Raw genomic sequence first — 21,603 nt, forward strand, 5'->3', positions numbered from 1 at the left:
GGCGCCTGCCCTCCGGGCAGACGACGCCACTTTCGACACACTCCCTAGGGCCCCGCCGCACGGAAAGGCGTGGCCGCGCGTCCGGCGCGGTGCGAGAATCGTGCGCTTCCCGATCCACGTCCGCGTCCCGGAGGTCCCATGGACATCGTCCCGCTGCTGCCGCTGACCACGCCCCGGTTGTCGCTGCGGCGGTTCACCCCCGGCGACGCCGACGACCTGTACGCCTACCAGGGCCTGCCGAGCGTGGCGCGCTACCTGTACCGGCCCGCGCACACGCGCGAGCGCAGCGAGCAGGTCGCCGCCGAGCGCGCGACGCAGGGGGCCTGGCGCGCCGACGGGGACAAGCTGGCGCTCGCCGTGTGCCGGCGCGGCGAGCCCGGCCTCCTCGGGGAGGTGTCGCTCTCCCTGGCCGACGCCCGCGCCGCCCAGGCCGAGATCGGCTGGACCCTCGACCCGCGCCACGAGGGACACGGCTACGCGACCGAGGCGGCCCTGACCCTGGCCCGGTTCGCCTTCGCCGAGCTGGGCGTGCACCGCCTCTACGCGCGCCTCGACGTGGAGAACACCGGATCCGTGGGGGTCTGCGAACGCCTCGGCATGCGCCGGGAGGCGCACCTGGTCGAGAACGACCTGGACGGCGACCGCTGGGGCAGCGAGTACATCTACGCGGCCCTGGCCTCGGACCTCGACGGACGCGGCCGCGATCCGCGAGCGACGGCCCGGCGAACCGTGCACGGCGCATGAAGAACGTGTGACACGGTCGCCGGGCCGCCCGGCGCCCCCCCTTCACCCCTCCCCCGGGTCAGTCGAGCCAGATCGCGCGGACCCGGCCGAGCGGGTCCTCGGAGACGGCGGACTCCGTGTTCCAGACCATCGTGGAGCGCTTCTCCGCCGTGTAGCGCGGCCAGTCGGCGCCGGGGTCCTGATCCGTCACGAAGGCGACCCAGGCCCGGTGCACGGCGTCGGCGAGGGCCTGCGGCGGCGCCTCCCCGGCGGCGGCCGTGACGCCCTCGGTGCCGAGCACGTCGAAGGCGAAGGGGACGTCGAGGCAGTGGAACGAGATGCCCGTGGCCGGGGACCGCCAGGCGAACTCGTACAGCCAGGTGGGCTGCCGCCGGGCGGCGCGGGCGTCCGCGAGGGCCAGGTTCGGGGCGCGGAAGGTGACGTCGGTGAGCGCCTGGCCGAAGAGCAGGGCCTCGTCGGTCTCCGCGTACGCCTTCGTGAACGCGTCGATCCGCTCCGAGCCGAGGCCGAGCCCGCCGAGCACCAGCGGCACCGGCACGCCCTCGGGCGCGGGGATCATCGCGAACTCGTGCTCGGTGAAGCCGAGCATGACCGGGACGCCGTCGCCCGCGCCGCCGGTGGCGAGGGCCTCCGCGACCGGCTCGGGGATGAGGTCGCCGTCGGCGAAGGGGGCGAGGGCCAGCATCGGCGGCAGGCCCTCGCGGTCGGGGCCGTCCTCGGCCAGGCGGTCCTGGAGCGCGAGGACCTCCTCGTCGCTCAGGTCCCGCAGCGCGGCCGCGGTCGCGGGAACGCCGGTCCGGGAGGTGAGGAGCCGGGAGGCGGCGAGGGCGACCTCGGGGCCGTCGGGGCGGAGGATCGCGCCGGAGACGGAGATGACGCCGCGGAAGAGGTCGCGGGCGGAGGGGACGGCGAGGAGGGTCTGCACGGCGCCGCCGCCGGCCGACTGGCCCGCGATGGTGACCTTGGCGGGGTCGCCGCCGAAGGCCGCGATGTTGTCGCGGACCCATTCCAGGGCGGCGATCCAGTCGCGCACGCCGCGGTTGTCGGGGGCGTCCTCCAGGTGCAGGAAGCCCTCGATGCCGAGCCGGTAGCCGAGCGAGACGACGATGACGCCGTCCCGGTTGAAGGCGGCGCCGTCGTACCAGGGGCTGGCGGCGGAGCCGGCCACGTAGCCGCCGCCGTGGATCCACACGAGGACGGGGAGCGGGACCCGCGGCGCGGTGTCCGGGGTGAAGACGTTGAGGTTGAGGACGCCGTCGCCCGGGATGGTCGGCTCGGGGATGATCACGACCTCGCCGAAGGGGCGGCGCTGGGCGGTCGGGCCGTACGCGGTGGCGTCGAGCGGCTCGGTCCACGGCTCCGGCGCAACGGGCGCGGCGAACCGGAGGTCGCCGACGGGCGGCTGCGCGTACGGGATGCCCAGGAAGCGGAGACTGCCGTCGGCACGGCGTTCGCCGCGGACGGGCCCTCGGGTGGTGGTGACGGTGGTGCTCATGGGCGCTGCTCCTTCTGGGCGGGCGGGGCGGCACGCGGCCGGGCCGGACAGGAGCGTGTCACCCGTCGCTGACACGTGTCAATCCTCGTCGTCACCGACCCGGTCACAGCCCCGGCCGCGGCCCGGTCACCCGCCCTGTCGCCGGCCCTGTCGCTCCTGGCGGCGCCAGGGCAGGAGTAGCGGCGTGACCAGCAGCAGACCCCCCGCGAGGCCGATCGCACCCCGGAGACCGACGAGCCCCGCGAGACCTCCCCACAGGGCGGTCAGCCCCGCCGTGGCCGCCTTGCCCGAGACGGACCAGGCGGTGAGGGTGCGGGCGACGAGACCGGCCTCGGTGAGACGCAGGCGGTGGGCGGCGAAGACCGGGTTGAAGACGCCGATGCAGGTGACCAGCGCGAACTGGACGCCCATGACGAGGAGGAGACCGGCGGGGCCGGGCCGGACGAGGACCAGCCCGACCGGCCAGCACACGCGCAGCGCCCCCGCGACGAGGAGCACCCGCCGTCGCCCGAACCTCTCGACGAGCCCCGGTGCGAGGCGCGCTCCGAGGAGCCCGCCGAGACAGGGGACCGCGAAGGCGAGCCCGTACAGCCACGGCGCGAAGCCGAGGGGCCCGAGCATGAGGACGGCGAGCAGCGGGGCGGTGGCCATGATCAGGCCGTTGACGAGGAGGGTGTGGAGGAAGAGGGGCCGGAGAAGGGGGTGGCGGAGGATGTGCCGCCATCCCTCGGAGAGGGGGCGGGGGCGGACGGGTCCGCGGACGGGCGCGGGCGCGTGTACGGCCACGGGCGCGTGTACGGCCACGGGCACGGGCCGTGGCTCCCGGTGGCGTACCGCTCGCAGGCTCGCCGCCGACAGCAGGTAGCTCACGGCGTCGGCGGTCACCGTGGCGACGGGGCCGAGGAGCTGGATCAGGACGCCGCCCAGCGGCGGCCCGACGACGGTCGCGGTCCAGGTCGTCGACTCCAGGCGGGCCTGGGCGGTGACCATGGCCTCCGGCCTGACGAGGCCCTTCAGGTACGCGCCGGTCGCCGCGCCGAAGGTGATGTCGGCGGCCGCGACGACCACCGAGACGACGAGGAGCTGCGCGAGCCCGAGCCGGCCGAAGGCGTACGCGGCGGGGACGCTCACCAGCGCCGCACACCGCACCAGATCCGCCGCGATCATCACCGGCCGCTTGCGGCGGAACTCCACCCACGGCCCGAGCGGCACCGCGACCGCCGCGCCGACCGCCGCGCCCGCGGCTGCAAGCGAGGCGACCTCGGGGGCGCCCGCGTGGAGGACGGTGATCGCGAGGAGCGGGAAGGCGCTGAACGCGAGTCCCGTGCCGAGCGCGCTCGCCGCGCAGGCCGCCCAGACCCACCCGAAGTCACGCCCCGGGGACGGCCGTCCGCCGCGCGCCATGTCCGTACTCCTTCTCCGCCGCTCCCCCGCCCGCCACGGCGACCACCGCCACGACCCCGCCCGCACGACGGCGACGCGCGGAACAACCGCGCGTCGCCTCCTCCATCCAAGCGACTGCTGCACACCGGGAGCAAACAACCGAAAGTCACCGGTCCGACAACCATCAGTTGTGGGACTACGCTCGGCGTCGTGGACCCAGAAGCCGTACGCACCTTCCTCGCCGTCCTCGAGTCGGGCCGCTTCCGGGACGCGGCCGACGAGCTGGGGATCACCCAGCAGGCCGTGTCCAAGCGCGTCGCCGCACTGGAGAAGGAGCTCGGGGTACGCCTCCTCGCCCGCAGCCCGCGGCACGCGGAGGCGACGATCGACGGGCAGGCCTTCCTGCCGCACGCCCGCGCCTTCCTCCAGGCCGAGGCGCGGGCGCTCGCCTCCGTACGGCCCGGGAGCCGGGCGCTGCGGGTGGACGTGATCGGGCGGCGGCTCGCGACGGCCACGCTGCTCCGGGGGTTCCACCAGGCACACCCCGAGACGGAGCTCGACGTCGTGACGCTCTTCGACGCCGACACGGCCGTCGCCGCGCTGCGCGCCGGGACGATCGACGCGTCCTTCCGCGCGGTCACCATGCCGGGGCGACGGCTTCCCGAGGACATCGGGGTCCTCCCCGTCCTCGACGAACCCCTCCACCTCCTCACCGGCCCCGGCCACGCGCTGGCGTCGGCCCGCTCCGTCCCCCTCGCCCGGCTCGCGGGCCACCGGATCTGGGTGCCGGGGATCGCGAGCGGCACGGAGTGGGCGGCCTACTACGCCGACCTGTCCGACGAGTTCGGTTTGACGATCGAGGTGACGGGCCCGGACTTCGGCACCGAACCGCTCCTCGACACCGTCGCGGACTCCCCCGACCTCGCGACGCTCGTCGGCGAGGGAACCCGTCTGGTCTGGCCCGACTCCCACGGCCTGCGGCGCGTCCCCGTGACCGACCCGACGCCGGTCTACCCGCACTCGCTGCTCTGGTCGACCGGCAACCCGCACCCGGGCCTCCTCGCCCTCCGCGAGCACCTCGCCGCCACGGCGGCGCCCCCGGCCCCGGGCACCTGGGCGCCGTCCTGGTCGCGCCCTAGACTCGGGGACACCGACGGCTTCGGGGCAGGAGGCACCGCATGAGGTGGAACGGGGACACCGCGGTGGGCGTACTCGTCGTGCTCACCAGCGTGGGCCTCATCGTGACGGGCATCGTCGACAAGGGCCGCGGCGTACGCCCCTTCGCGGCGAAACGCGCGCGGGCCGCCACGGCGCGCGCCTACGCCCGTGACCTCCGGCGCGCCGCCGACACCGCCATCGCGACCGCCCGTCGCGCGGCGGGCGAGGGCGAGCCGGCGATCGTGACGGTCGACGCGGTGGTCCGGCTGACGCGCGAGCGCTACGGCCACGACGACGTCGACCCCGCCCACGCGGCCGCCGCCCTCCGCCGCAGCTTCGTCCACGGCGACTGCGCCGCCGACTGCGTGACGGACGCCTTCGCCGCAGGGCCGTCCGGCTCCTGACCCGCGATCCCTCCCGACCTGGGGGAACGCGGGAAACCAGTTATCGTCCGCCGATGTCAACGATCAAGCATTTCCAAGTGACCTTCGACTGCGCGGAGCCCGCGCGGCTCGCCGCCTTCTGGTGCGAGGTGCTGGGGTACGTCCTGCCTCCGGTCCCGGAGCGCTTCGCCTCGTGGGAGGAGTACCACGCCACGCTGCCGCCCGAGGACGAGGTCTACTTCGCCTGCACCGACCCCTCGGGCGTGGCCCCGCGTCTGCTCTTCCAGCGCGTTCCCGAGGGCAAGGTCGTCAAGAACCGGGTGCATCTCGACGTGCGCGCCGCCACCGGGCTCGTGGGCGACGAGCGCCTCGCCACCCTGGAGGCCGAGTGCGCACGGCTGACGGCGCTCGGCGGGAAGCACGTGCTGACGCAGCGCGCCGACGGCGTGAACGAGTCGTGCATCACGATGCAGGACATCGAGGGCAACGAGTTCTGCCTCGCCTGATCCCCCGACGAGGCGGCGGAACCGCCCGGCGGGGAGAGAGGCGGAGTCGTCTCCGCCCTCCCCGCCTCGCCCGTCCCTCACTCGTTCAGGGCGACCTCACGGATCAGCGGCTCGAACTCCCGCCGCACGTAGGTGTCGTACGGTGCCGTCAGGGCGCCGTCGATCACGCGGCGGACCCGGCGTTCCGCCGCGAAGCCCTTGAGCGCCGCACGCGTCTCCCGGTCCACGCCGCCTCCGATGATCAGCACCGCGAACTCCTCGGCTTCCAGCAGCCGCCGGGCCTCCTCGTCGCTGTGCACCCCCTCCGCGTCGAAGCCGTCCGCGCGCAGCGTGGCCACCACGTCCGTCACCCTGGCGGGCGTCCTTCCCAGCACCAGCGTCCTCATGACCGTTCCTTCCGAGTACGTCGCCATCGGCACACCCGAACCTAGAAGCTCAACCGGACTTGAGGTCAACCCGGCTCGGCCCGGCCCGGCCCGGCTCGGCCCGGCCCGGCTCAGCCGCGCTCCTCCAGATCGGCCCCGTCGCGGAACCGGAAGCCGAGGGCGTCGACGAGGGTCAGGACGAGGTCTTCCGCCAGCGGGTCGGCCCGCGCGGTGAGTGCCGCTCGCAGCGCCTCCGGGTCCGGGGCCACGCCGGCCTGCCGGCACCAGGCCGTCGCCCGTGCCGTCACCTCCGTCGGGTCGCCGATCCACTCCTCGGGGAGGCCGTAGTCGCGGGCCGTCCCCGGGGGCAGGGCGCACTGCCAGGACGGGGCGCCGTCGGGAGTCGCCGCCTGGATCGTGGCGAAGTCGCTGTCCACCACGTGGGCGACCAGGGCGGGGGCGCCCGTCTCCCGGAGGAGCGAGGACGGCGGGTCCGAGAGCGGGTACGCGCGGAGGAGTTGCCAGTCCCCGTCGCGCGCCCACCAGGTCGGCACGGCCTCCCAGGCCCGTACCGCCGCGAGCTCCGTCAGCGGTCGGTCCGCCCGTGCCACGAGGAAGGTTCCCGAGAATCCCACGCCCGTCACCGTATCCGGGGCGGGGTCGTGCGCCCTGGACCGGCCCGGTGACACGGGCGGCGCCGAACGAGTGGAATCGGCGCGGCCGGAGGCGTAGGCGAGCGGGCAGCGGGGGTCCGGGTGGTGGTCTGGCCGCCGCCACCCGCACCCCCACCTCCCCGGCCCCACCCCCGTACCGGAAGGCGCGTCTCCGCATGCGACGTATCCCCACCCGACGACTTTTCGCCGCGACGCTCCTCCTGGCGTCCGTCCTCGCCCCGACGGCCGTAGCCCCCGCCCCGGCGGTGCACGCGGCGGCTGTCGGAGCGGGCCTCGCCCGGGCCGGCGACGACGACTGTCCGCCCGGCGGCCTCGGGGCCGAGACGGAGGCCAGGCTCGACCGGACCGTCGAGGAGGTGCGCGCCCAGGCCGGCATCCCCGGTCTCGTCGTCGGCATCTGGATGCCGGGCAGGGGGAGTTACGTCCGGGCGGCCGGCGTCGCCGACAAGGCGACCGGCGAGCCGATGGACGCCGGCTCGTACGTGCGGATCGGCAGCGAGACCAAGACGTTCACCGTGACCGCGCTGCTCCAGCTCGTCGACGACGGGCGGGTCGGGCTCGACGACCCGATCGCGAAGTACGTGCACGGCGTCCGCGACGGGCACCACATCACGCTCCGGCACCTCGCCGAGATGCGCAGCGGCCTCTTCCCGTACACCTCCGACCCCGGCTTCATCCACGACCTCCTCAGCGACCCCCGGCGGTCCTTCGAGCCGGAGGAGCTGATCGCGTACGGCATGAAGCACCGGAACACCTTCAAGCCGGGCGCGAAGTTCGAGTACTCCAACTCCAACCTCGTCCTGCTCGGCATGGTGATCGAGCGGGTGACGGGGCAGCGGCTCCAGGACGTCATCCGCAACCGGGTGCTCCGCCCGTCGCACCTCTTCCACACGCTGTTCCCCGAGGGATCGGAGTTCCCCGAGCCGCACCCGCGCGGTTACACCAAGCAGACGCTCAGCGGCGCGGTCGCGGACTCCACCGACTGGAACCCCAGCTGGGCCTGGGCCGCCGGGGCGATGATCTCCGACCTCCAGGACCTGCGGCACTGGGCGAAGGTCCTCGCCACCGGCGAGCTCCTCAGCCCCGAGACCCAGGAGCAGCGCCTCAGGACGCTGCCGACCGGCATCCCCGGAACGAGCTACGGCCTCGGGATCTTCGAGACGGAGGGCTGGATCGGGCACAACGGCTCGCTGCCCGGGTACGAGACGGTGACCGTCTACCTGCCCTCGCAGAAGGCCACCCTGGTCGTCATGCTCAACACGGACATCCCCACCGCGACCACCCCGGAGCCGTCGACGCTCGTCGCCCGGGCCGTCACCCGGATCATCACCCCGGACAACGTCTACGACGGCCGCACCACCTCGTGAGATCATCCGACGATGAGCGACGACGGTGAGACGGCCAGGGGCGGCGACGGCGACGGCGAGCTCGATGTCAGTGCTCTCGCCATCAACGTGACGATCCCGCAGGAGCTCCGCTGGACGGACACCCGCCGCGGTGAGGTCTTCGAGCTGCTGACGCTCAACGTGCGTCTCCTTCCCGACGGCCGTCTCGCCACCAAGGCGTACGGCCGTCCGGTCGGCAGCGGACGGGGCGGGTACGTCTCCTTCCCCGTGCCCGACGCCCCGGAGCTCGCCGCCCTCGTCGAGGGGGCGGCCACCCGGGCCGCCGCGCTGTGGGCGGCCCATCGCGGCCTCGCCTGAGGGCCGTTACGCGCTCCGCTCCTCGCCGGGTCTCAGCGACAGCTGCGCGCCGAGTTCCTCGAAGCCCAGCGCGGCGGCGACCCGGCGGGAGGCCGGAGGGCGGGCCCGCCACTGCGGGAGCAGGTCGGCCGCAAGGGCGTGGGCGACGGCCGCCGACGCCACCGTCCGCGCCAGTCCGCGGCCCCGCGCCGCCGGGGCGGTCAGCACGCTGAGGTGGGCGGTCCGCCGCGGCCACAGCCGGTAACCGGCGGCGGCCACCGGCTCGCCGTCCTCGCGGAGGACGAAGGCCGGTGACGTGATGTCGTCCAGGGCGGCCTCTCCCGCGTCGTCCGGGCCCGCCGCTCGTTCGAGTGCCCTCAGGGAGGGATGGCCGGCCGGTACGTGCTCCACGGCCGCGGCCGCGGCCGCCGACGCCGGGCGGAAGCCCTCCGGGGAGGCGTACGCCAGCGTCGCCGGCCCGAGCACCTCCGTCACGGACAGCCGCCCCGCGTACAGCGCGGCGTCCACCGCCGCCTCCGCCGGGCGGCCCCGCAGGGCCTCGCGCACGCGCGCCGCCGTGCGCGCGTCCGGCGCCGTGACCAGGGCGGTCCCGCCGAGGGTCACCGCGCCGATCCATCCGGGCGGGCACAGCCGTGACGCCGCCGCGACCACGACGGTCGCCCCGTCGCGCGGCGGGAACCTCCCGGTGAGCCCGGCCAGCTCCTCCCACAGCCGCCGGGCCTCCGGCAGGGGCGAGGTCACCGGAGGTCGTCCGGCACCGGCGTCCCCTGGTGGTAGTACATGCGCAGCGGTCCGTCGGCCGGGCCGTCCGGATCCCGCCGCCAGATCGAGCTGCGGCGGACCAGACGGCCGTCCTTGACCGTCTCGAACCGGACGTGCACGAGGCCGGGCGCGAGCAGGACGCCGGTGACCGGGCCGGGCTCGTACCGGGTGCCCTCCGCCGCGTCTCCGGCGATCGCGGGGAGGACGTCGAGCATGGCCCCGTACGTCCAGTGGCGGCCCGAGGCTCCGACCTCCTCGAACTCCGGGTCGAAGAGCGGCAGCGCGAGCTCGCGGGAGGCGCGCACCGCCGGCTCCAGGAGGCGCAGTTCGCCCGCGACGGCCTCGGCGACGTCGGGGTGAAGGGTCTCGTCCTGTGCGTTCATGGACCTTTCATACATGACCGATCAGAGGCCTGACCAGGGATTATCTGTCAGGTCCGCGCGTCTCTCCTCCCCTCGTTCGGCGGCCCCGGTACGGAACGAGCGGTGGCGTCCGGGGCGCGGCGGGCGTTCACGCGGACACCGCCCCGGCGGGCAGCGGGTCGGGCCGGGTCCGGCGCCGTACGGGCACGGGTACGGGGTCGGGCGCGGCGGCGAGCAGCGCGCGGGTGTACGGATTCCGGGGGTTCTCGCACACCTCGTCCGCCGTGCCGGTCTCCACGATCCTGCCGTCGTGCATGACGGCGATCCGGTGGCTGACCTGTCGGACGACGGCCAGGTCGTGGGCGATGAAGACGAGCGCGAGACCCAGGTCGCGCTGGAGGTCGGTGAGCAGGCCGACGATCTGCGCCTGCACGGAGACGTCGAGCGCCGAGACGGGTTCGTCCCAGACGAGGACGGACGGCCGGCCCGCGCCACCGCCGCCCCCCGGCGAGGGGCGGCGGGGCACGGGCCGGGGGTCACGTCCCGGTCGTCACGAGCCGGGGGCCTGGGCGTAGTCCCCGAAACCGACCCAGTCGAGGGCCACGCACCGCTCGTCGCCGAGCACCCAGGCGTCATGGCCGGGCTGGACCTCCATGAAGTCGCCCGCGCCGAACTCGACGGTCTCCCCGTCGTCCATGACGACCTTCATCCGGCCGCTGACGACGTACCCGACGTGCGAGGCCTGGCAGCTGTCCGTGCCGACGATCGGTTTCACGTGCTTGGACCACTGCCAGCCCGGTTCGAACACCGCGCGGCCGACCGCGCCGCGCGCGCCGTTGAGCAGGTCGAGCCTGCCCTTTCCGTCCTCGAAGGGACGGGTCTCGTCCGCTGAATCGAAGCTCTTTCTGACGATGCCGGCCATCATGCTCTCCCGGCGTGGAGGAGTCGGGCCCCGAGTCCTCTTCCAGGCTACGCCGAACGGGGCGAGCGGTCCGCCCGAGCGCGAGGGGAAGATCCCTTTTCCTTTTGGCGGGTCCCCGCATATCCGCGCGATGATTTCTGTCAGTTTCGACCATGGGACAGACCTACACATAAAGGCCAGATAAGCGCACAATGAAGCAGCGGTACCGGAATACCGCACTGCGGTCGCATACGCATGACGCCAGAAGGAGGCGAGTCGTATGGCCGACGTCTCTCACCGTCCTGGTGATATCGCGGGACACCCCGACGCGTCGGAAATGCGGGACCGTTACGCCCGCGTTCTCCAGACCCGAGGCGTGGCGGCGGTCGAGGAACTCGTGATCCTCGCCGGACTGTACGCCGCGATCTCCGCGTGGACGGTTCACTTCTCCGCAGCCCGCCCCGAACTCGCCCTCACCAACCTGGTCGTCGGACTCTCGATCGCGGCCCTCGGGTTGTGCATGTCGATGGCTCCGGAGCGGTCTCAGGACCTGAACTTCGTCGTGCTGCTCCTGGGCGCCTGGCTCATCGTCGCCCCGTGGGTGGTCTCGCGGAACCCCGACACCGGAACGATCCTGAGCAACGTGATCACCGGCGCGTGCGTCTGCCTGTTCTCCCTCACGGCCGGCGGACTGCTCATGAGCAAGAGAAGGACGTGACGTTCTGATCCCTCCCGCAACAGCGGCATCTCCCATCCCTGGGATGCCGCTGTTCGCCGTCGCGCGTCGAAGAACGGCCGCCGCCGCACAACTGTTGCCCTCGCGGCGGTTTCGGCGGTCCGGTTCTGCGCAAAACTCCCTCCACGGGACCTCACGGAACAAGATCCCGCGCAAGGGCCGCTCGCTGACCATTCCCATTCCTCGGGGGGAAAAGTGAACTGGTACTTCGACGTTCTCAGGAGATACGCCGACTTCGGCGGACGCGCGCGCCGCAAAGAGTACTGGATGTACGCCCTCTTCACCTTCATCGTGACGCTCGTCCTCGGAATCATCGATTTCGCACTCGAGACGTACCCGCTGCTCGTCGGGATCTACTCCCTGGCGACCTTCCTGCCGACCCTCGGCGTGACGGTCCGCCGCCTGCACGACACCGGCCGCTCGGGCTGGTGGTACCTGATCTCCCTCGTCCCCTTCGTGGGCTTCATCGTCCTGCTCGTCCTCACGGTCCTGGAGGGCGACTCGCACGTGAACGCGTACGGCCCCGACCCCAAGGCCGCGTGACGCGTAGCCGATCCAGGCGGGAGCTCGCATAGAGCCGGTACGGCGCATTTCGCCGTACCGGCTTGTGCGTGGCGGCGCACGACCGCCTTCCCCGGCCGCCCCTAGCCTCGGCCCGAACGGCACCAACGAGGGGCGGTACCACCCGTGAACTGGCACATCCACGACTACCGCGAGAGCGATCTCGCCGCCGTCGTCCATCTCATCGACACCACGGCCGAGCTCGGCCAGGAGTCCGTCTTCTCGCTCGCCGAGTGCATCGGGGCCCTCACCACCCGTCAGCCGGCGGTCGTCGCCGTCCACCAGGGCGCCCCGATCGGCGCCGCGCTCGCCTGCGTCTCCGGCGAGCGGGCCTGGGTGATGCGGGTCGCGATCTCGTCGGCGTGGCGCGGCCGCGGCCTCGCCAGCGCGCTGCTGGTGGAGTTGGAGCGCCGGCTCGTGGCCGCCCGGGTCGGCCGGATCGCGTACGTCCTGCCGGAGGAGGAGCTGCTCGGCGAGGGCCTGCTCAACGCCGGGTACACCCGCCGGCCGGCGGTCGCCTACTTCGAGAAGGTGGAGCCGCTGCACGGTCCCGCGGCCGGGCTCCTCGACGACCTCGGCGGGCGGCTCCTGCCGGGCGACCTGTGGGCGAAGGTCGCCGGGATGGAACGCGAGAAGGACCTCATCGAGCGCCGGGTGGTCCTTCCGCTGGCCGAGCCCGAGCGGGCCACCCGGCACGGTGTGCGTCCGCCGCGCGCCGTCTGCCTCTTCGGCCCGCCCGGCACCGGCAAGACGACCTTCGCGCGGGGCATCGCCTCCCGCCTGGGCTGGCCGTTCGTGGAGATCCTGCCGTCCCGCCTCGCCGACGAGGGGAACCTCGCCGCCGCCCTGCGGTCCGCGTTCGCCAGGATCGCCGAGCTGGAGCGGGTCCTCGTCTTCATCGACGAGGTCGAGGAGATCGCGCCCGTCCGCACGGAGCCCGCGCAGCCCGGCGGGATGCACGGCGTGACCAACGAACTCCTCAAGCTGATACCGGGGTTCAGGGAGCGGGACGAGCGGCTGCTCGTCTGCGCGACGAACTCGATCCGCTCCCTCGACCCGGCGTTCCTGCGCCCGGGCCGCTTCGACTACCTCATCCCGATCGGCACGCCGGACAAGGCCGCCCGCGCGGCGATCTGGGCCCGCTACACGGAGGGACGCCCGGAGGTGGACATCGACGAACTCGTGCTGGCGAGCGACCAGTTCACTCCGGCGGACATCGAGCACGCGGCCCGCATCGCGGCCCAGGCGTCCTTCGAACGCGACCTGGTCGCGGTGGGCGGCCGGGGCGCCGACGACCCCACGCCCGGCGCGAGCACGGCCGACTACCTGGCGGCCATCGGCCAGTGCCGGCCGACGGTGACCCCCGAGATGGTCGAGCAGTTCGCCTCGGACATCACCACGCACGCCCGGACCTGAGGGCGAACTCCGCGCGCGCGGAGTCCAGTTCGGCCAGGTCGGGAGGCTGGGCTCCGGCACGGGAGACGGTGACGGCGGCCGCCGCTCCCGCCCGCCGCAGTACTTCCGCGAGGCAGGCGCCCCCGAGCTCTCCGAGTTCCGCCCTCCCCCGCCCTGCGAGGGTGTCGAGTACGGCCGACATGAACGAGTCGCCCGCCCCGACGGTGTCCGCGACCGTGACGGCCGGCGCGTCCGCGCGCACGGTCTCCCGCCGGGTGACGGCCAGCGACCCGTCCCCGCCCCGGGTGACCAGGACGAGTGCGGGACCGAGCCCGAGCCAGTGCTCCGCGACCGCGTCCGGGCTCTCCCCCGGGTACAGCCAGGCGAGGTCCTCGTCGCTCGCCTTCACCAGGTCACTGAGGGCGACGCACCGCTCGACACGTGCGACCGCCGCCCCGTGCTCGCCCATGAGCGCGGGCCGCACGTTGGGGTCGTAGCTGACCGTGGCCCGGTCGCGCAGCGTCTCGGTCACGGCGAGCACGGCCGTGGCGCCGGGCTCGGTGACGGCCGCGACCGACCCGATGTGGACGTGGGCCGGGGCGGGGGCGTAGGGCGTCGGGCCCACTTCCCACGTCCAGGCGATGTCGAAGGTGTACGTGGCCTGGCCCCGCTCGTCGAGGCCCACGACCGCCGACGGGGTGCGCGCGGGCACGCCCCCGACCTCCACCCGTACGCCCGCGCCCTCCAGGTGGTCGGCGATGAGCCGTCCCGTCGGGTCGTCGGCGAGCTGGGTGAGCAGGGTGACGTCCCGGCCGAGGCGGGCGAGGCCGTAGGCCACGTTGGCGGGGCTGCCGCCGGCGTGGACGCGGTCGGCGGCACCGGACCCGGCGGGGGCGCGGACGATGTCGGCGACGCACTCGCCGATCACCAGGAAGGACATGGGCCAGCACTCCTCGGCAGGGCGGTCGACCGGAAGATCGTACGCCGGGCCCGCGTCGGCCCCCGTCAGGTCCGGTGCCCCCGTCAGGTCCGGTGCCCCCGGTAGAGCACCTGGCGGGCCTCGTACTCCACGAACGAGTCGGCGTGGTCCAGGCCGACGGCCTCCAGGAGGCGGCGCGAGCGGGTGTTCGCCTCCTGGGTGACGGCGACGACGCTCGGTACGTCCTCCAGGACGCGGGCCACGACGGCGGCGACGGCCTCGCGGGCGTAGCCGCTCCCCCAGTGTTCGGGCAGGAACTGGTACGAGACCTCCGTCTCGCCGTTCCGGGCCTCCGGTTCGGCGGAGACGAGGCCGAGCAGGACGCCGTCGCCGGCCCGGGTCACGGCGTGGAATCCGGGGGCCCCGACGATGCGGCGCCGCCGGATGCGGATGACGGACTCGATGACCGGGCCGCCGAGGTGGCGGCGCACCTCGGGGTCGGTCCACAGCCGGGTGACGGCGTCGAGGTCGGCGCTCCGGACGGGCCGCAGGAGGAGGCGCGCGGTCTCGATCGACGCGGTCTGGGCGGGGGGTACGGGCACGCCCCCGATCATCTCAGGCACGAGGACGGGGCGTGCGCCGGTGCGGTCGCCCCTGTGTCGCGCGGGGTCAGTGGCGCCGCGGACCGCCGCCGCGGGCGACTCCGGCCAGGCTGCGCAGGGCGAGGCCCGCGGCGATCAGGGTCATCGTGGCGACGACGAGGCAGAGGACGGTGAGGGGGGACATGCCGCCCCCGGTCGAGGCGAGGGTGGCTCCGGTGCCGCCGACCGCTGCGGCTCCGACGGGCTTGCCGTACATGGCGTTCTTCCTTCCGGTGAAAAGGCGTGGGGGTGGGGGTGGGGGGGCGGGCGCTCAGGTGGCGACCCAGCGCTCCTGGCGTCGCAGGACGAGGTCGACGAGCGACTTGACGAAGACCAGCTGCCGGAAGATGTCGTACAGGAGCTCCGGTACGAGCGGGGCGGCGAGCAGGACGGCCTTGCGGCCCGCCCTGCGGACGGTCAGCGTCCGTTCCGTGACGAAGATCAGGGTGATGGCGGTCCAGAAGAGCGAGAAGCCCGTCCAGCCGATGGTGACGAGGACGATCGTGGTGACGGTGATGAAGAGGCTCAGGGCGAGGAAGCCGATCCCGAGCATCAGCTGCTGGCCGAAGTACGGCAGGGTGACGCGGGTCAGCCCGTAGTCGCGCAGGTTCTCCAGGGCTCCGCGCTGCCAGCGCATGCGCTGGTGCCAGAGCTTGGGGAGGGTCGGCATGACCTCGGTGACGAGCCAGCAGCCGTCGGGAGAGACCGTGCGGTGGCCGAGGGTCTTGACGGCCTTGGTGATCTCGTCGTCCTCGGTGAGGGAGGCGAGGCTGTAGTAGCCGTCGCCGCCGCCGATCCGCCCGGCCCTGCGCGCCTCGCGGACCTCGCGGAGGACACCGGTGCGGAAGACGGTTCCGGTGCCGGTGAGGACGACGGCCTTGTTGCCCTTGCGGTGGATCTCCAGGGCGTAGCGCTCGTACTCCATGCGCTGGAGGAGGCCGAGGAGGCCGCCGCCCTCCTCGCCGAAGAAGATCCCGCCGACGGCGCCGACGGTCCCGTCCTCGTCGAGGGCGTTCACGGCGCAGCGGACGAAGCCCGGGTTGAGGACGGTGTCGGCGTCCTGGACGAGGAGCAGGGCGTCGCCGGGGAGCTCGTCGAGGAGCTGGGGCAGGGCCTGGTTGAGCGCCCCGGCCTTCTTGTCGCTGTTGCCGGTGGTCACGAAGACCTCGACGCCGACGCGCTCCGCGATCTCTGCGGTGAGGTCCGTGCAGTTGTCGGCGACGACGACGATGCGGTCGGGACGGAGGGTCTGGCGGTAGAGCCCGGCCAGGGTGGCGACGATCCCCTGCTGCTCGTTGTGGGCCGGTACGACCGCCACCAGTTCCATCGCCGTGTCCCTCCGCCGATTCCGATTGCCTCGGTCCCGACGGTCCCGCCGCTGCGTTGCGGGGCCGGTGCGGGACGGGTGCGGCGGCGTTGCAGGTGGGGAGAGCGCGGCTTTCGCCGGAGGGCGGGGTGGCGAACGGCGGCGGGAGCCCAGGACCAAGGTCCCGGGCTCCCCGGGACCGAGGTCAGTCCTCGATGGGGCGGTACCGGTAGCCGACCCCCCGGATGCTGGAGATGCCGGTCCGGCCGCCGGTGACGGCGGCGATCTTGCGGCGCAGGCGCAGGACCGTGTACTTCACCCGGCGCGGGTCCGCGTTCTCGTTCTCGCCCCACACGAGGCCGAGCAGCTGCCCGTGGGTGAAGACCTGCCCGGGGCGCGAGACGAGGGTGGTGAGGAGGTCGAACTCCAGCGGCGAGAGGTCCAGCGGCCGGCCGTCCGCGTACGCCCGGTGGGCCGTGCGGTCGACGGAGACCCGCTGCGGCTCGGCGTCTCCGGGCCTGTCGGCGACGCGTGCCCCGTCAGGAGGCAGGAGGCGGCGGAAGCGGGCGGCGACGCGGGGCATCCCCTGTTCGCGGGAGAGGGCGTACGTGAGGTAGTCGTCGGCCCCCGACCGGTAGGCGCGGGCCGCGTCGACCTCGATGTAGACGGGGGCGGTCACGACGATGGGCATGTGGTGGGCCTCGGCGCGGAGGTTCCGGAGCAGCTGCCAGGAGTCGCAGTCGGGCAGTTCCAGGCTGAGGACCACCCCCTGCGGCTCGCGCTCGCGCAGCGCGCGGTACGTGGAGGGGCCGTCGACGGTCTGCCGCACCTCGTACCCGCGCTCCCGCAGCATGCCGCCGACCTCGTCCACGACCCGGGGGTCCGTGAGGGCGAAGAGGATGAGAGGCCGGGTGCGACCACCCGCACCCGGCACGACAGAGAGCGACATATCTGGACAATAGGTCCTGATGGTCCGCGGTGGCGGTTACCCGCAGGTTCTACCGGTCACCGGGACGGCCGGTCGCGCCCCGCGGTCGCGCCCCGCGGTCGCGCCCCGCGGTCGCGCCCCGCGGTCGCGCCCTGGCGTCACGTGGCCGCGAGCGCCTCCCTGACCGACGCCCAGTCCGGGGCCGTCGGCGCGAAGGACTCCCGCGCCGTGCCGACGTCCTTGTAGCCGCTCGACGTCATCACGCACACCACCGGACCGTCGGTCTCGCGCGGGCCGTGGGCCCGCAGGCCGGCGAGGCCGGCCGCCGAGGAGGTCTCGCACCAGAGGCCGCGGGCCGCCAGCTCCTCGCGCGCCGCGCGCATCTGCTCGTCGGTGACCGTACGGGCCGCGCCCCCGGTCGACCGGACGGCGACGACGCCCCGGTAGCTGTTCACGGCGCAGTCGATGGCGTAGGCGGTGGTCGGCGCGACGGGGACCCGCGCGGCGGGCCGGCCCGTACGGAGGGCCTCGGTGAGCGCTCCCGCCGCGGCGGGCTCGGCCGCGTACATCCGGGGCACCGCGTCGGTCACGCCGAGCCGCGCCAGCTCCTGGAAGCCCTTGGCGACACCGAAGAGCAACTCGCCGTATCCCGTGGGCAGATGGACGGCGGCGGGCGCCCGGCCGAGCGTGAGGGCGATCTCGTACGCGAGGGTCTTGTACCCCTCGGGGCCGAAGGGGTGCCCCGTGTGGGCGCTGTCGGTGACGCTGCTGACGGCCTGGTATCCGAGCTCGGCGACGATCCGGCGCATGAGCGGGCGGACGGCCTCCTGCGGCACGGTCAGCACGGTCGCCCCGTACGCGCGCAGGTGGGAGGCGACGGCCGGCGGGGCGTCCGGGGAGGTGAAGACCGCGCAGGGCAGTCCGGCGCGGGCCGCGTAGGCGGCGGCCGCGGCTCCGTGGTTGCCGGAGGAGGAGACGACGACGCCGCGCGCGCCGGAGGCGACGGCGGCGCTGACGGCGACCCTGTTGAGCCGGTCCTTGTGGCTCCACGTGGGGTTGCGGGACTCGTCCTTGACCCAGACGCCGTCGCCGAGCTCGACGAGCGGCGTGTTCCCCTCGCCGAGGCCGGGGGCCGCGAGCGGCGGGAGCAGCGGCGCCCAGCGGTCGAGCCCGTGCGCGGCGGGGCGCGCGAAGAGGTCGGCGGGGACCTCGTCGTAGGCGTAGTCGACGTCGAGGGGGTAGGCGACGGCCCCGGTGGAGGTGACGGGGCAGCCCTCGGTGAGCGGTGGCCAGAGGGGGTGGCGCACGGAGGGATCGGCGAGCGAACGCTGGGCCGTGGCGAGCGAACGCGGGGCTGCGGCAGGCGGGGTCACCCCCGAACCGTAACGCGACGCGCCACGCCCTGTCCGATAATCGCCGCGCCCAAGGCATATGCCAGAAGCACCACCGGATCGAGTGTTGCCAAACCTCTTACGGCCCGTCCCGGGCTGTGCGACAGTCGTACGCGGGGCATCCTTTCCCATCAGGCCGCGCCTCGCCCGTATCGGAGTACGCCATGCCGTCCCACCCGTTCGCGGACCATCCCGCCCAGCCGCCGGAACCCGGCGCCGTGGACGCGTTGATCACGCAGACCCGCCGCCTGCGCGGCGAGGTGGACGCCGTGCGCCGCGACACGTCGGCACACGAGGACGACCCCCAGCGACGCTGGCAGCGCGCCCTCTGCGACCTCGCCGTACACCAACTCGACGCCCTCGGAACCCACTTGGGGCAGTTGCGGATCGGCACTCCGGAGGCGGGCACGGGCGGCGCCGCCCACGGCACCGCGGCCCGCACCGGATCACTGCTCTCCCGTGTCGGCAGCGCCGAGTGGAACCTCCTCACCGACGAGGCCAGTTGGTCCGACGAGCTCTTCGACCTCTTCGGGCGCCCTCGCGAGAAGGGCCCGATGACGCTCGACGAGCTCCCGTCGATGGTCCACTCCGACGACCACCCCTTGCTCCAGGCGATGGTGACGGACTGCCTGATCGACGGGAAGCCGATCGACGGCGAGTTCCGGATCACCCGCGCGGACGGCCTGGCCCGCACGGTCCACATGACCGGCGAGCCCGTCCTCGACGCGGACGGCTGCACCGCCTCCATGTGGGCCGTCTTACGGGACGTGAGCGAGCTGCGGCGCAGCGAGCGGGCGGTCCGCGACACCCGGGACACCCTGGAGCGCAGCCGGCAGCACCGGCAGACCGAGCGCCGGGTCGCCGTCGAGCTCCAGGAAGCCGTGCTGCCCCCCTGGCGCGGCTCGCTCCGCTTCGCCCACGACGGCCCGGCGCCGCTCGACGTGGCGGCCCGCTACCTGCCGGCCGCCGGCCCCGGCCTGATCGGCGGCGACTGGTACGACGCCCTCGCCCTCCCCGGGGGCGACGCCCTCCTCACGGTCGGCGACCTGACCGGCCACGGTGTCGCCGCGACCTCCTCCATGGCCATGCTCGTCGGCGCCCTGCGCGGCATGGCCGTGGCCGGGATCAGGCCCGGCGCCCTGATGGGCCACCTGAACCGGCTCCTGGACGCCTCCGCCCAGCCCGCCCTCGGCAGCGCGATGTGCTGCCGCTACGACCCGGTCGCCCAGACCCTGACGTGGGCACAGGCGGGACACCCCGCTCCCCTCCTCTTCCGCGGCGGGACGGGGACCGCCCTGCGGCGGCCCGAGGGCGTGCTCCTCGGGGCGACGGCCGACGGAGGGTACGGCGAGACCGTGACCCGGCTCCTCCCCGGCGACGTGCTCGTCCTGCACACCGACGGGTTGACGCGCGGCAGCGGCACGCTCGACGACACGGGGACGCGACGCCTGCTCGCCCTGGGACCCCGCCTCGCCGCGGCGAGGGACGCGCGCGAAGGGGTGCGCGTCGTGGTCGAGGAGTTCGGTGAAGGGCCGCGCGAGGACGACGCCTGCGTGATGGTGGCCCGCGTCGGGAAGTGACGTTCCGCGTCCGGCGCTGACGTTCCGCCGGGGCCGCCGTGAGGCGGCCCCTCAGGCCTGTCCGGTCCTGGGGCTCGTGACGGGCGACTTGGTGAGGGCCAGCGCGATCTGCTCGCGCAGCTCCCCCATCCTCGCGTCCCCGGCGTACGGCCCGGTCAGGCCGTACATCACCTCCAGGCGGTGCCACGTCCGGTGCGACGAGGTCTCCCCCATCGCGCCGAGCGCCTCCCGCGCGTACCGCTCCGCCTGCTCCAGGTCGCCGCCGATGAAGCAGGCGGACGCCATCGAGATGTAGTCGAAGAGCCGTGAGCGGTTGTGGCCGTCCTTGCGCAGGTCGAGGGCGATCTTCGCGTGCCGCTGCGCGGGGAGCGCGGCGGCGGCGTCGTGGTCGGCGAGGGTGCGGTAGGCGAGGGCCTGCATGCCGTGCAGGTCGGCCTCGTCGAAGTGCTGCATCCAGCCCGGCGTCTCCTGGTCCCTGCGGTCGGAGACGAAGAACTCCTCCGCCTGGCCCAGGGTCCGCCGCATCGCCTGGCCGCGCCCCATCGAGGCCTGCGCCCAGGCCTCGATGGTGGCGAGCATGGCCTGCGTGCGGGGCAGCATTCCCTCGCCTGCACCGGACTTGGCGAGCTGCATGAGGTCGAGCGCCTCGTCGGGCTTGCCCAGGTGCACCATCTGGCGCGCGGCCCGGGAGAGGGCCTCGCCGGCGCGCGGGCGGTCGCCCTGCTCGCGGGCGGCGTGGGCGGCGATGACGAAGTACTTCTGTGCGGTGGGTTCGAGGCCGACGTCGTGGGACATCCAGCCCGCCAGGACCGCCAGGTTGGCGGCGACGCCCCACAGCCGCTGCTGGAGGTCGTTGGGGTGGCGGTAGGCGAGCATGCCGCCCACCTCGTTGAGCTGTCCCACGACCGCCTTGCGCTGGAGGCCGCCGCCCCGCTGGGCGTCCCAGGCGCGGAACACCTCCACCGAGTACTCCAGCGCCTCGATCTCCTCCGACCCGATGGGGGCGGCCTCGTAGCGGTCGAACCCGGCGGGGTCGGCGTGGAGGGGATCGGTGGTGCGCTGCGGGGTGGTCTTGCGCGTGGGGTCGGTCTGCAGCCAGTCGGTCATACTGCTGCTGAGTGCGGAGCCGGCGGCGAGCACGGCACCCGCGCCCACCAGGCCGCGTCGGTTGAGCATGAGGTCCATTCCCGTGAATTCGGTGAGGACCGCAGCCGTACGGTCGGGAGGCCACGGCAGACCGTCAGGGTTGTCTTCCTTCCTGACGTCCTGCCGCTTTCCGGCGCGCCCGTGTCGTACGAACCCGAGGTCCTCGATGGTCACGACACGGCCGAGTCGCTCGGTGAACAGCGCTGCCAACACCCGGGGGACGGGATCGCGCGGGGTCTCGCCCCGGTCGATCCACCGCCGCACCCGCGAGGTGTCCGTCGCCAGCTGGGGGTGGCCCATGGCCGCCGCCTGCCGGTTGACGAGTCTCGCGAGTTCGCCCTTGGACCAGCCGGCCAGGCCGAACAGGTCTGCCAGGCGGGTGTTGGTGTGTCCGGTCACGTCTAAGCCCCCAGGTTCTCGGCTGAGTTGACAGTAACCCCCTGTCATAGGGCTGGCGACTATTCGCCAGGGTTCGCCAGGGTGCGCCCGATGTTCCGCCACCCGCGCGCGGGTGTCAGGTAGGTATGCGCCACCCCGTCCCGCCGAACCGGCCCTCATTCCCCA

The 21,603-nt window shown here is 73.9% G+C and carries 24 protein-coding genes and 1 pseudogene; 10 read left to right on the forward strand and 15 right to left on the reverse strand.

Going from position 1 to position 21,603, the window contains the following annotated elements:
• Positions 1-138 precede the first annotated feature (138 nt).
• Positions 139-744: a GNAT family N-acetyltransferase gene (locus AB0G79_RS27820; protein WP_360811106.1), complete on the forward strand. Its 606-nt coding sequence runs from the start codon at positions 139-141 to the stop codon at positions 742-744.
• Positions 745-802: 58 nt separating this feature from the next.
• Here AB0G79_RS27820 and AB0G79_RS27825 read toward each other — a convergent pair whose 3' ends face one another.
• Positions 803-2,239, reverse strand: coding sequence for a carboxylesterase family protein (locus tag AB0G79_RS27825; protein WP_360811108.1), 1,437 nt, complete (start codon positions 2,237-2,239; stop codon positions 803-805).
• 126 nt (positions 2,240-2,365) lie between these two features.
• Positions 2,366-3,643 (reverse strand): MFS transporter, encoded by a 1,278-nt coding sequence (locus AB0G79_RS27830; RefSeq protein WP_360811110.1) that lies wholly within the window; start codon positions 3,641-3,643, stop codon positions 2,366-2,368.
• 189 nt (positions 3,644-3,832) lie between these two features.
• Here AB0G79_RS27830 and AB0G79_RS27835 point away from each other — a divergent pair, with 189 nt between their 5' ends.
• Genes AB0G79_RS27835 through AB0G79_RS27845 form a run of 3 tightly spaced genes read left to right on the forward strand, consistent with a single transcriptional unit; the run spans position 3,833 to position 5,669 of the window.
• Entirely contained in the window at positions 3,833-4,804 is a 972-nt protein-coding gene (locus AB0G79_RS27835; RefSeq protein WP_360811112.1) for a LysR family transcriptional regulator, read from the forward strand.
• Positions 4,801-5,184 carry a hypothetical protein gene (locus AB0G79_RS27840; RefSeq protein WP_360811114.1) on the forward strand — a complete coding sequence of 128 codons (384 nt, stop codon included), beginning with the start codon at positions 4,801-4,803 and terminating at the stop codon, positions 5,182-5,184. The genes AB0G79_RS27835 and AB0G79_RS27840 overlap by 4 nt, the downstream gene beginning before the upstream one ends.
• A gap of 53 nt (positions 5,185-5,237) precedes the next feature.
• Complete coding sequence (locus tag AB0G79_RS27845; RefSeq protein WP_360811116.1) at positions 5,238-5,669, forward strand: VOC family protein; 432 nt, start codon at positions 5,238-5,240, stop codon at positions 5,667-5,669.
• A 77-nt stretch (positions 5,670-5,746) separates the two neighbouring features.
• On the opposite strand, the gene AB0G79_RS27850 is transcribed toward AB0G79_RS27845, so the two are convergent.
• Both AB0G79_RS27850 and AB0G79_RS27855 read right to left on the reverse strand, forming a co-directional pair.
• Entirely contained in the window at positions 5,747-6,055 is a 309-nt protein-coding gene (locus AB0G79_RS27850) for a hypothetical protein (RefSeq protein ID WP_360811118.1), read from the reverse strand.
• A gap of 110 nt (positions 6,056-6,165) precedes the next feature.
• Positions 6,166-6,669, reverse strand: a complete 504-nt coding sequence (locus AB0G79_RS27855) for a hypothetical protein (protein ID WP_360811120.1) — start codon at positions 6,667-6,669, stop codon at positions 6,166-6,168.
• Positions 6,670-6,863: 194 nt separating this feature from the next.
• On the opposite strand from AB0G79_RS27855, the gene AB0G79_RS27860 reads away from it, so the two are divergent.
• Complete coding sequence (locus tag AB0G79_RS27860) at positions 6,864-8,075, forward strand: serine hydrolase domain-containing protein (protein WP_360811122.1); 1,212 nt, start codon at positions 6,864-6,866, stop codon at positions 8,073-8,075.
• A gap of 12 nt (positions 8,076-8,087) precedes the next feature.
• Positions 8,088-8,411, forward strand: coding sequence for a hypothetical protein (locus tag AB0G79_RS27865; RefSeq protein ID WP_360811124.1), 324 nt, complete (start codon positions 8,088-8,090; stop codon positions 8,409-8,411).
• A gap of 6 nt (positions 8,412-8,417) precedes the next feature.
• Here the strand turns inward: AB0G79_RS27865 and AB0G79_RS27870 are convergent, their stop codons facing one another.
• The 4 genes and pseudogenes from AB0G79_RS27870 to AB0G79_RS27885 form a co-directional block, all read right to left on the reverse strand.
• Positions 8,418-9,152 carry a GNAT family N-acetyltransferase gene (locus AB0G79_RS27870; RefSeq protein WP_360811126.1) on the reverse strand — a complete coding sequence of 245 codons (735 nt, stop codon included), beginning with the start codon at positions 9,150-9,152 and terminating at the stop codon, positions 8,418-8,420.
• Positions 9,149-9,556: a DUF4440 domain-containing protein gene (locus AB0G79_RS27875; RefSeq protein WP_360811128.1), complete on the reverse strand. Its 408-nt coding sequence runs from the start codon at positions 9,554-9,556 to the stop codon at positions 9,149-9,151. Before AB0G79_RS27875 ends, AB0G79_RS27870 begins: the two co-directional genes overlap by 4 nt.
• Positions 9,557-9,683: 127 nt before the next feature.
• Positions 9,684-10,016 (reverse strand): annotated as a pseudogene (locus tag AB0G79_RS27880) (ABC transporter ATP-binding protein); the annotation flags it as partial.
• 69 nt (positions 10,017-10,085) lie between these two features.
• Positions 10,086-10,457 (reverse strand): cupin domain-containing protein, encoded by a 372-nt coding sequence (locus tag AB0G79_RS27885; RefSeq protein WP_360811255.1) that lies wholly within the window; start codon positions 10,455-10,457, stop codon positions 10,086-10,088.
• 259 nt (positions 10,458-10,716) lie between these two features.
• Here AB0G79_RS27885 and AB0G79_RS27890 point away from each other — a divergent pair, with 259 nt between their 5' ends.
• The 3 genes from AB0G79_RS27890 to AB0G79_RS27900 all read left to right on the forward strand — a co-directional run bounded on the left by AB0G79_RS27890 (position 10,717) and on the right by AB0G79_RS27900 (position 13,149).
• The gene (locus tag AB0G79_RS27890) at positions 10,717-11,154 is read left to right on the forward strand and encodes an SPW repeat protein (protein ID WP_360811130.1); all 438 of its coding nucleotides are present in this window, start codon (positions 10,717-10,719) and stop codon (positions 11,152-11,154) included.
• A gap of 213 nt (positions 11,155-11,367) precedes the next feature.
• A complete protein-coding gene (locus AB0G79_RS27895; RefSeq protein ID WP_360811132.1) occupies positions 11,368-11,715 on the forward strand; it encodes a DUF805 domain-containing protein in 348 nt (115 codons plus the stop codon).
• 144 nt (positions 11,716-11,859) lie between these two features.
• A complete protein-coding gene (locus AB0G79_RS27900) occupies positions 11,860-13,149 on the forward strand; it encodes a bifunctional GNAT family N-acetyltransferase/ATP-binding protein (protein WP_360811134.1) in 1,290 nt (429 codons plus the stop codon).
• Here the strand turns inward: AB0G79_RS27900 and AB0G79_RS27905 are convergent.
• From AB0G79_RS27905 to AB0G79_RS27930, 6 genes are all read right to left on the reverse strand, one after another.
• The gene (locus AB0G79_RS27905) at positions 13,127-14,068 is read right to left on the reverse strand and encodes a carbohydrate kinase (protein WP_360811136.1); all 942 of its coding nucleotides are present in this window, start codon (positions 14,066-14,068) and stop codon (positions 13,127-13,129) included. The genes AB0G79_RS27900 and AB0G79_RS27905 overlap by 23 nt on opposite strands.
• Before the next feature lie 83 nt (positions 14,069-14,151).
• Entirely contained in the window at positions 14,152-14,649 is a 498-nt protein-coding gene (locus AB0G79_RS27910; RefSeq protein WP_360811138.1) for a GNAT family N-acetyltransferase, read from the reverse strand.
• Positions 14,650-14,716: 67 nt separating this feature from the next.
• Positions 14,717-14,905, reverse strand: coding sequence for a hypothetical protein (locus AB0G79_RS27915; RefSeq protein ID WP_360811140.1), 189 nt, complete (start codon positions 14,903-14,905; stop codon positions 14,717-14,719).
• Between the two features lie 54 nt (positions 14,906-14,959).
• Positions 14,960-16,015: a glycosyltransferase family 2 protein gene (locus AB0G79_RS27920; protein WP_360811142.1), complete on the reverse strand. Its 1,056-nt coding sequence runs from the start codon at positions 16,013-16,015 to the stop codon at positions 14,960-14,962.
• 184 nt (positions 16,016-16,199) lie between these two features.
• Positions 16,200-16,943, reverse strand: coding sequence for a response regulator transcription factor (locus AB0G79_RS27925; RefSeq protein WP_360811144.1), 744 nt, complete (start codon positions 16,941-16,943; stop codon positions 16,200-16,202).
• A gap of 137 nt (positions 16,944-17,080) precedes the next feature.
• A complete protein-coding gene (locus AB0G79_RS27930) occupies positions 17,081-18,295 on the reverse strand; it encodes a pyridoxal-phosphate dependent enzyme (RefSeq protein WP_360811146.1) in 1,215 nt (404 codons plus the stop codon).
• A 182-nt stretch (positions 18,296-18,477) separates the two neighbouring features.
• Here AB0G79_RS27930 and AB0G79_RS27935 point away from each other — a divergent pair, with 182 nt between their 5' ends.
• Positions 18,478-19,893 (forward strand): SpoIIE family protein phosphatase, encoded by a 1,416-nt coding sequence (locus AB0G79_RS27935; RefSeq protein ID WP_360811148.1) that lies wholly within the window; start codon positions 18,478-18,480, stop codon positions 19,891-19,893.
• A gap of 51 nt (positions 19,894-19,944) precedes the next feature.
• Here the strand turns inward: AB0G79_RS27935 and AB0G79_RS27940 are convergent, their stop codons facing one another.
• Positions 19,945-21,438: a hypothetical protein gene (locus AB0G79_RS27940; protein ID WP_360811150.1), complete on the reverse strand. Its 1,494-nt coding sequence runs from the start codon at positions 21,436-21,438 to the stop codon at positions 19,945-19,947.
• Positions 21,439-21,603 lie beyond the last annotated feature (165 nt).

This window comes from Streptomyces sp. NPDC020807 (genome assembly GCF_040641575.1).
In the GTDB taxonomy this organism is placed as follows: Bacteria; Actinomycetota; Actinomycetes; order Streptomycetales; family Streptomycetaceae; genus Streptomyces.

Coding starts and splice junctions, on each gene's coding strand:
- AB0G79_RS27840 (WP_360811114.1), top strand. CDS start 4,801: ATGAGGTGGAACGGGGACACCGCGGTGGGCGTACTCGTCGTGCTCACC.
- AB0G79_RS27920 (WP_360811142.1), bottom strand. CDS start 16,015: ATGGAACTGGTGGCGGTCGTACCGGCCCACAACGAGCAGCAGGGGATC.
- AB0G79_RS27820 (WP_360811106.1), top strand. CDS start 139: ATGGACATCGTCCCGCTGCTGCCGCTGACCACGCCCCGGTTGTCGCTG.
- AB0G79_RS27935 (WP_360811148.1), top strand. CDS start 18,478: ATGCCGTCCCACCCGTTCGCGGACCATCCCGCCCAGCCGCCGGAACCC.
- AB0G79_RS27860 (WP_360811122.1), top strand. CDS start 6,864: ATGCGACGTATCCCCACCCGACGACTTTTCGCCGCGACGCTCCTCCTG.
- AB0G79_RS27925 (WP_360811144.1), bottom strand. CDS start 16,943: ATGTCGCTCTCTGTCGTGCCGGGTGCGGGTGGTCGCACCCGGCCTCTC.
- AB0G79_RS27885 (WP_360811255.1), bottom strand. CDS start 10,457: ATGGCCGGCATCGTCAGAAAGAGCTTCGATTCAGCGGACGAGACCCGT.
- AB0G79_RS27830 (WP_360811110.1), bottom strand. CDS start 3,643: ATGGCGCGCGGCGGACGGCCGTCCCCGGGGCGTGACTTCGGGTGGGTC.
- AB0G79_RS27845 (WP_360811116.1), top strand. CDS start 5,238: ATGTCAACGATCAAGCATTTCCAAGTGACCTTCGACTGCGCGGAGCCC.
- AB0G79_RS27915 (WP_360811140.1), bottom strand. CDS start 14,905: ATGTACGGCAAGCCCGTCGGAGCCGCAGCGGTCGGCGGCACCGGAGCC.
- AB0G79_RS27865 (WP_360811124.1), top strand. CDS start 8,088: ATGAGCGACGACGGTGAGACGGCCAGGGGCGGCGACGGCGACGGCGAG.
- AB0G79_RS27850 (WP_360811118.1), bottom strand. CDS start 6,055: ATGAGGACGCTGGTGCTGGGAAGGACGCCCGCCAGGGTGACGGACGTG.
- AB0G79_RS27825 (WP_360811108.1), bottom strand. CDS start 2,239: ATGAGCACCACCGTCACCACCACCCGAGGGCCCGTCCGCGGCGAACGC.
- AB0G79_RS27875 (WP_360811128.1), bottom strand. CDS start 9,556: ATGAACGCACAGGACGAGACCCTTCACCCCGACGTCGCCGAGGCCGTC.
- AB0G79_RS27890 (WP_360811130.1), top strand. CDS start 10,717: ATGGCCGACGTCTCTCACCGTCCTGGTGATATCGCGGGACACCCCGAC.
- AB0G79_RS27905 (WP_360811136.1), bottom strand. CDS start 14,068: ATGTCCTTCCTGGTGATCGGCGAGTGCGTCGCCGACATCGTCCGCGCC.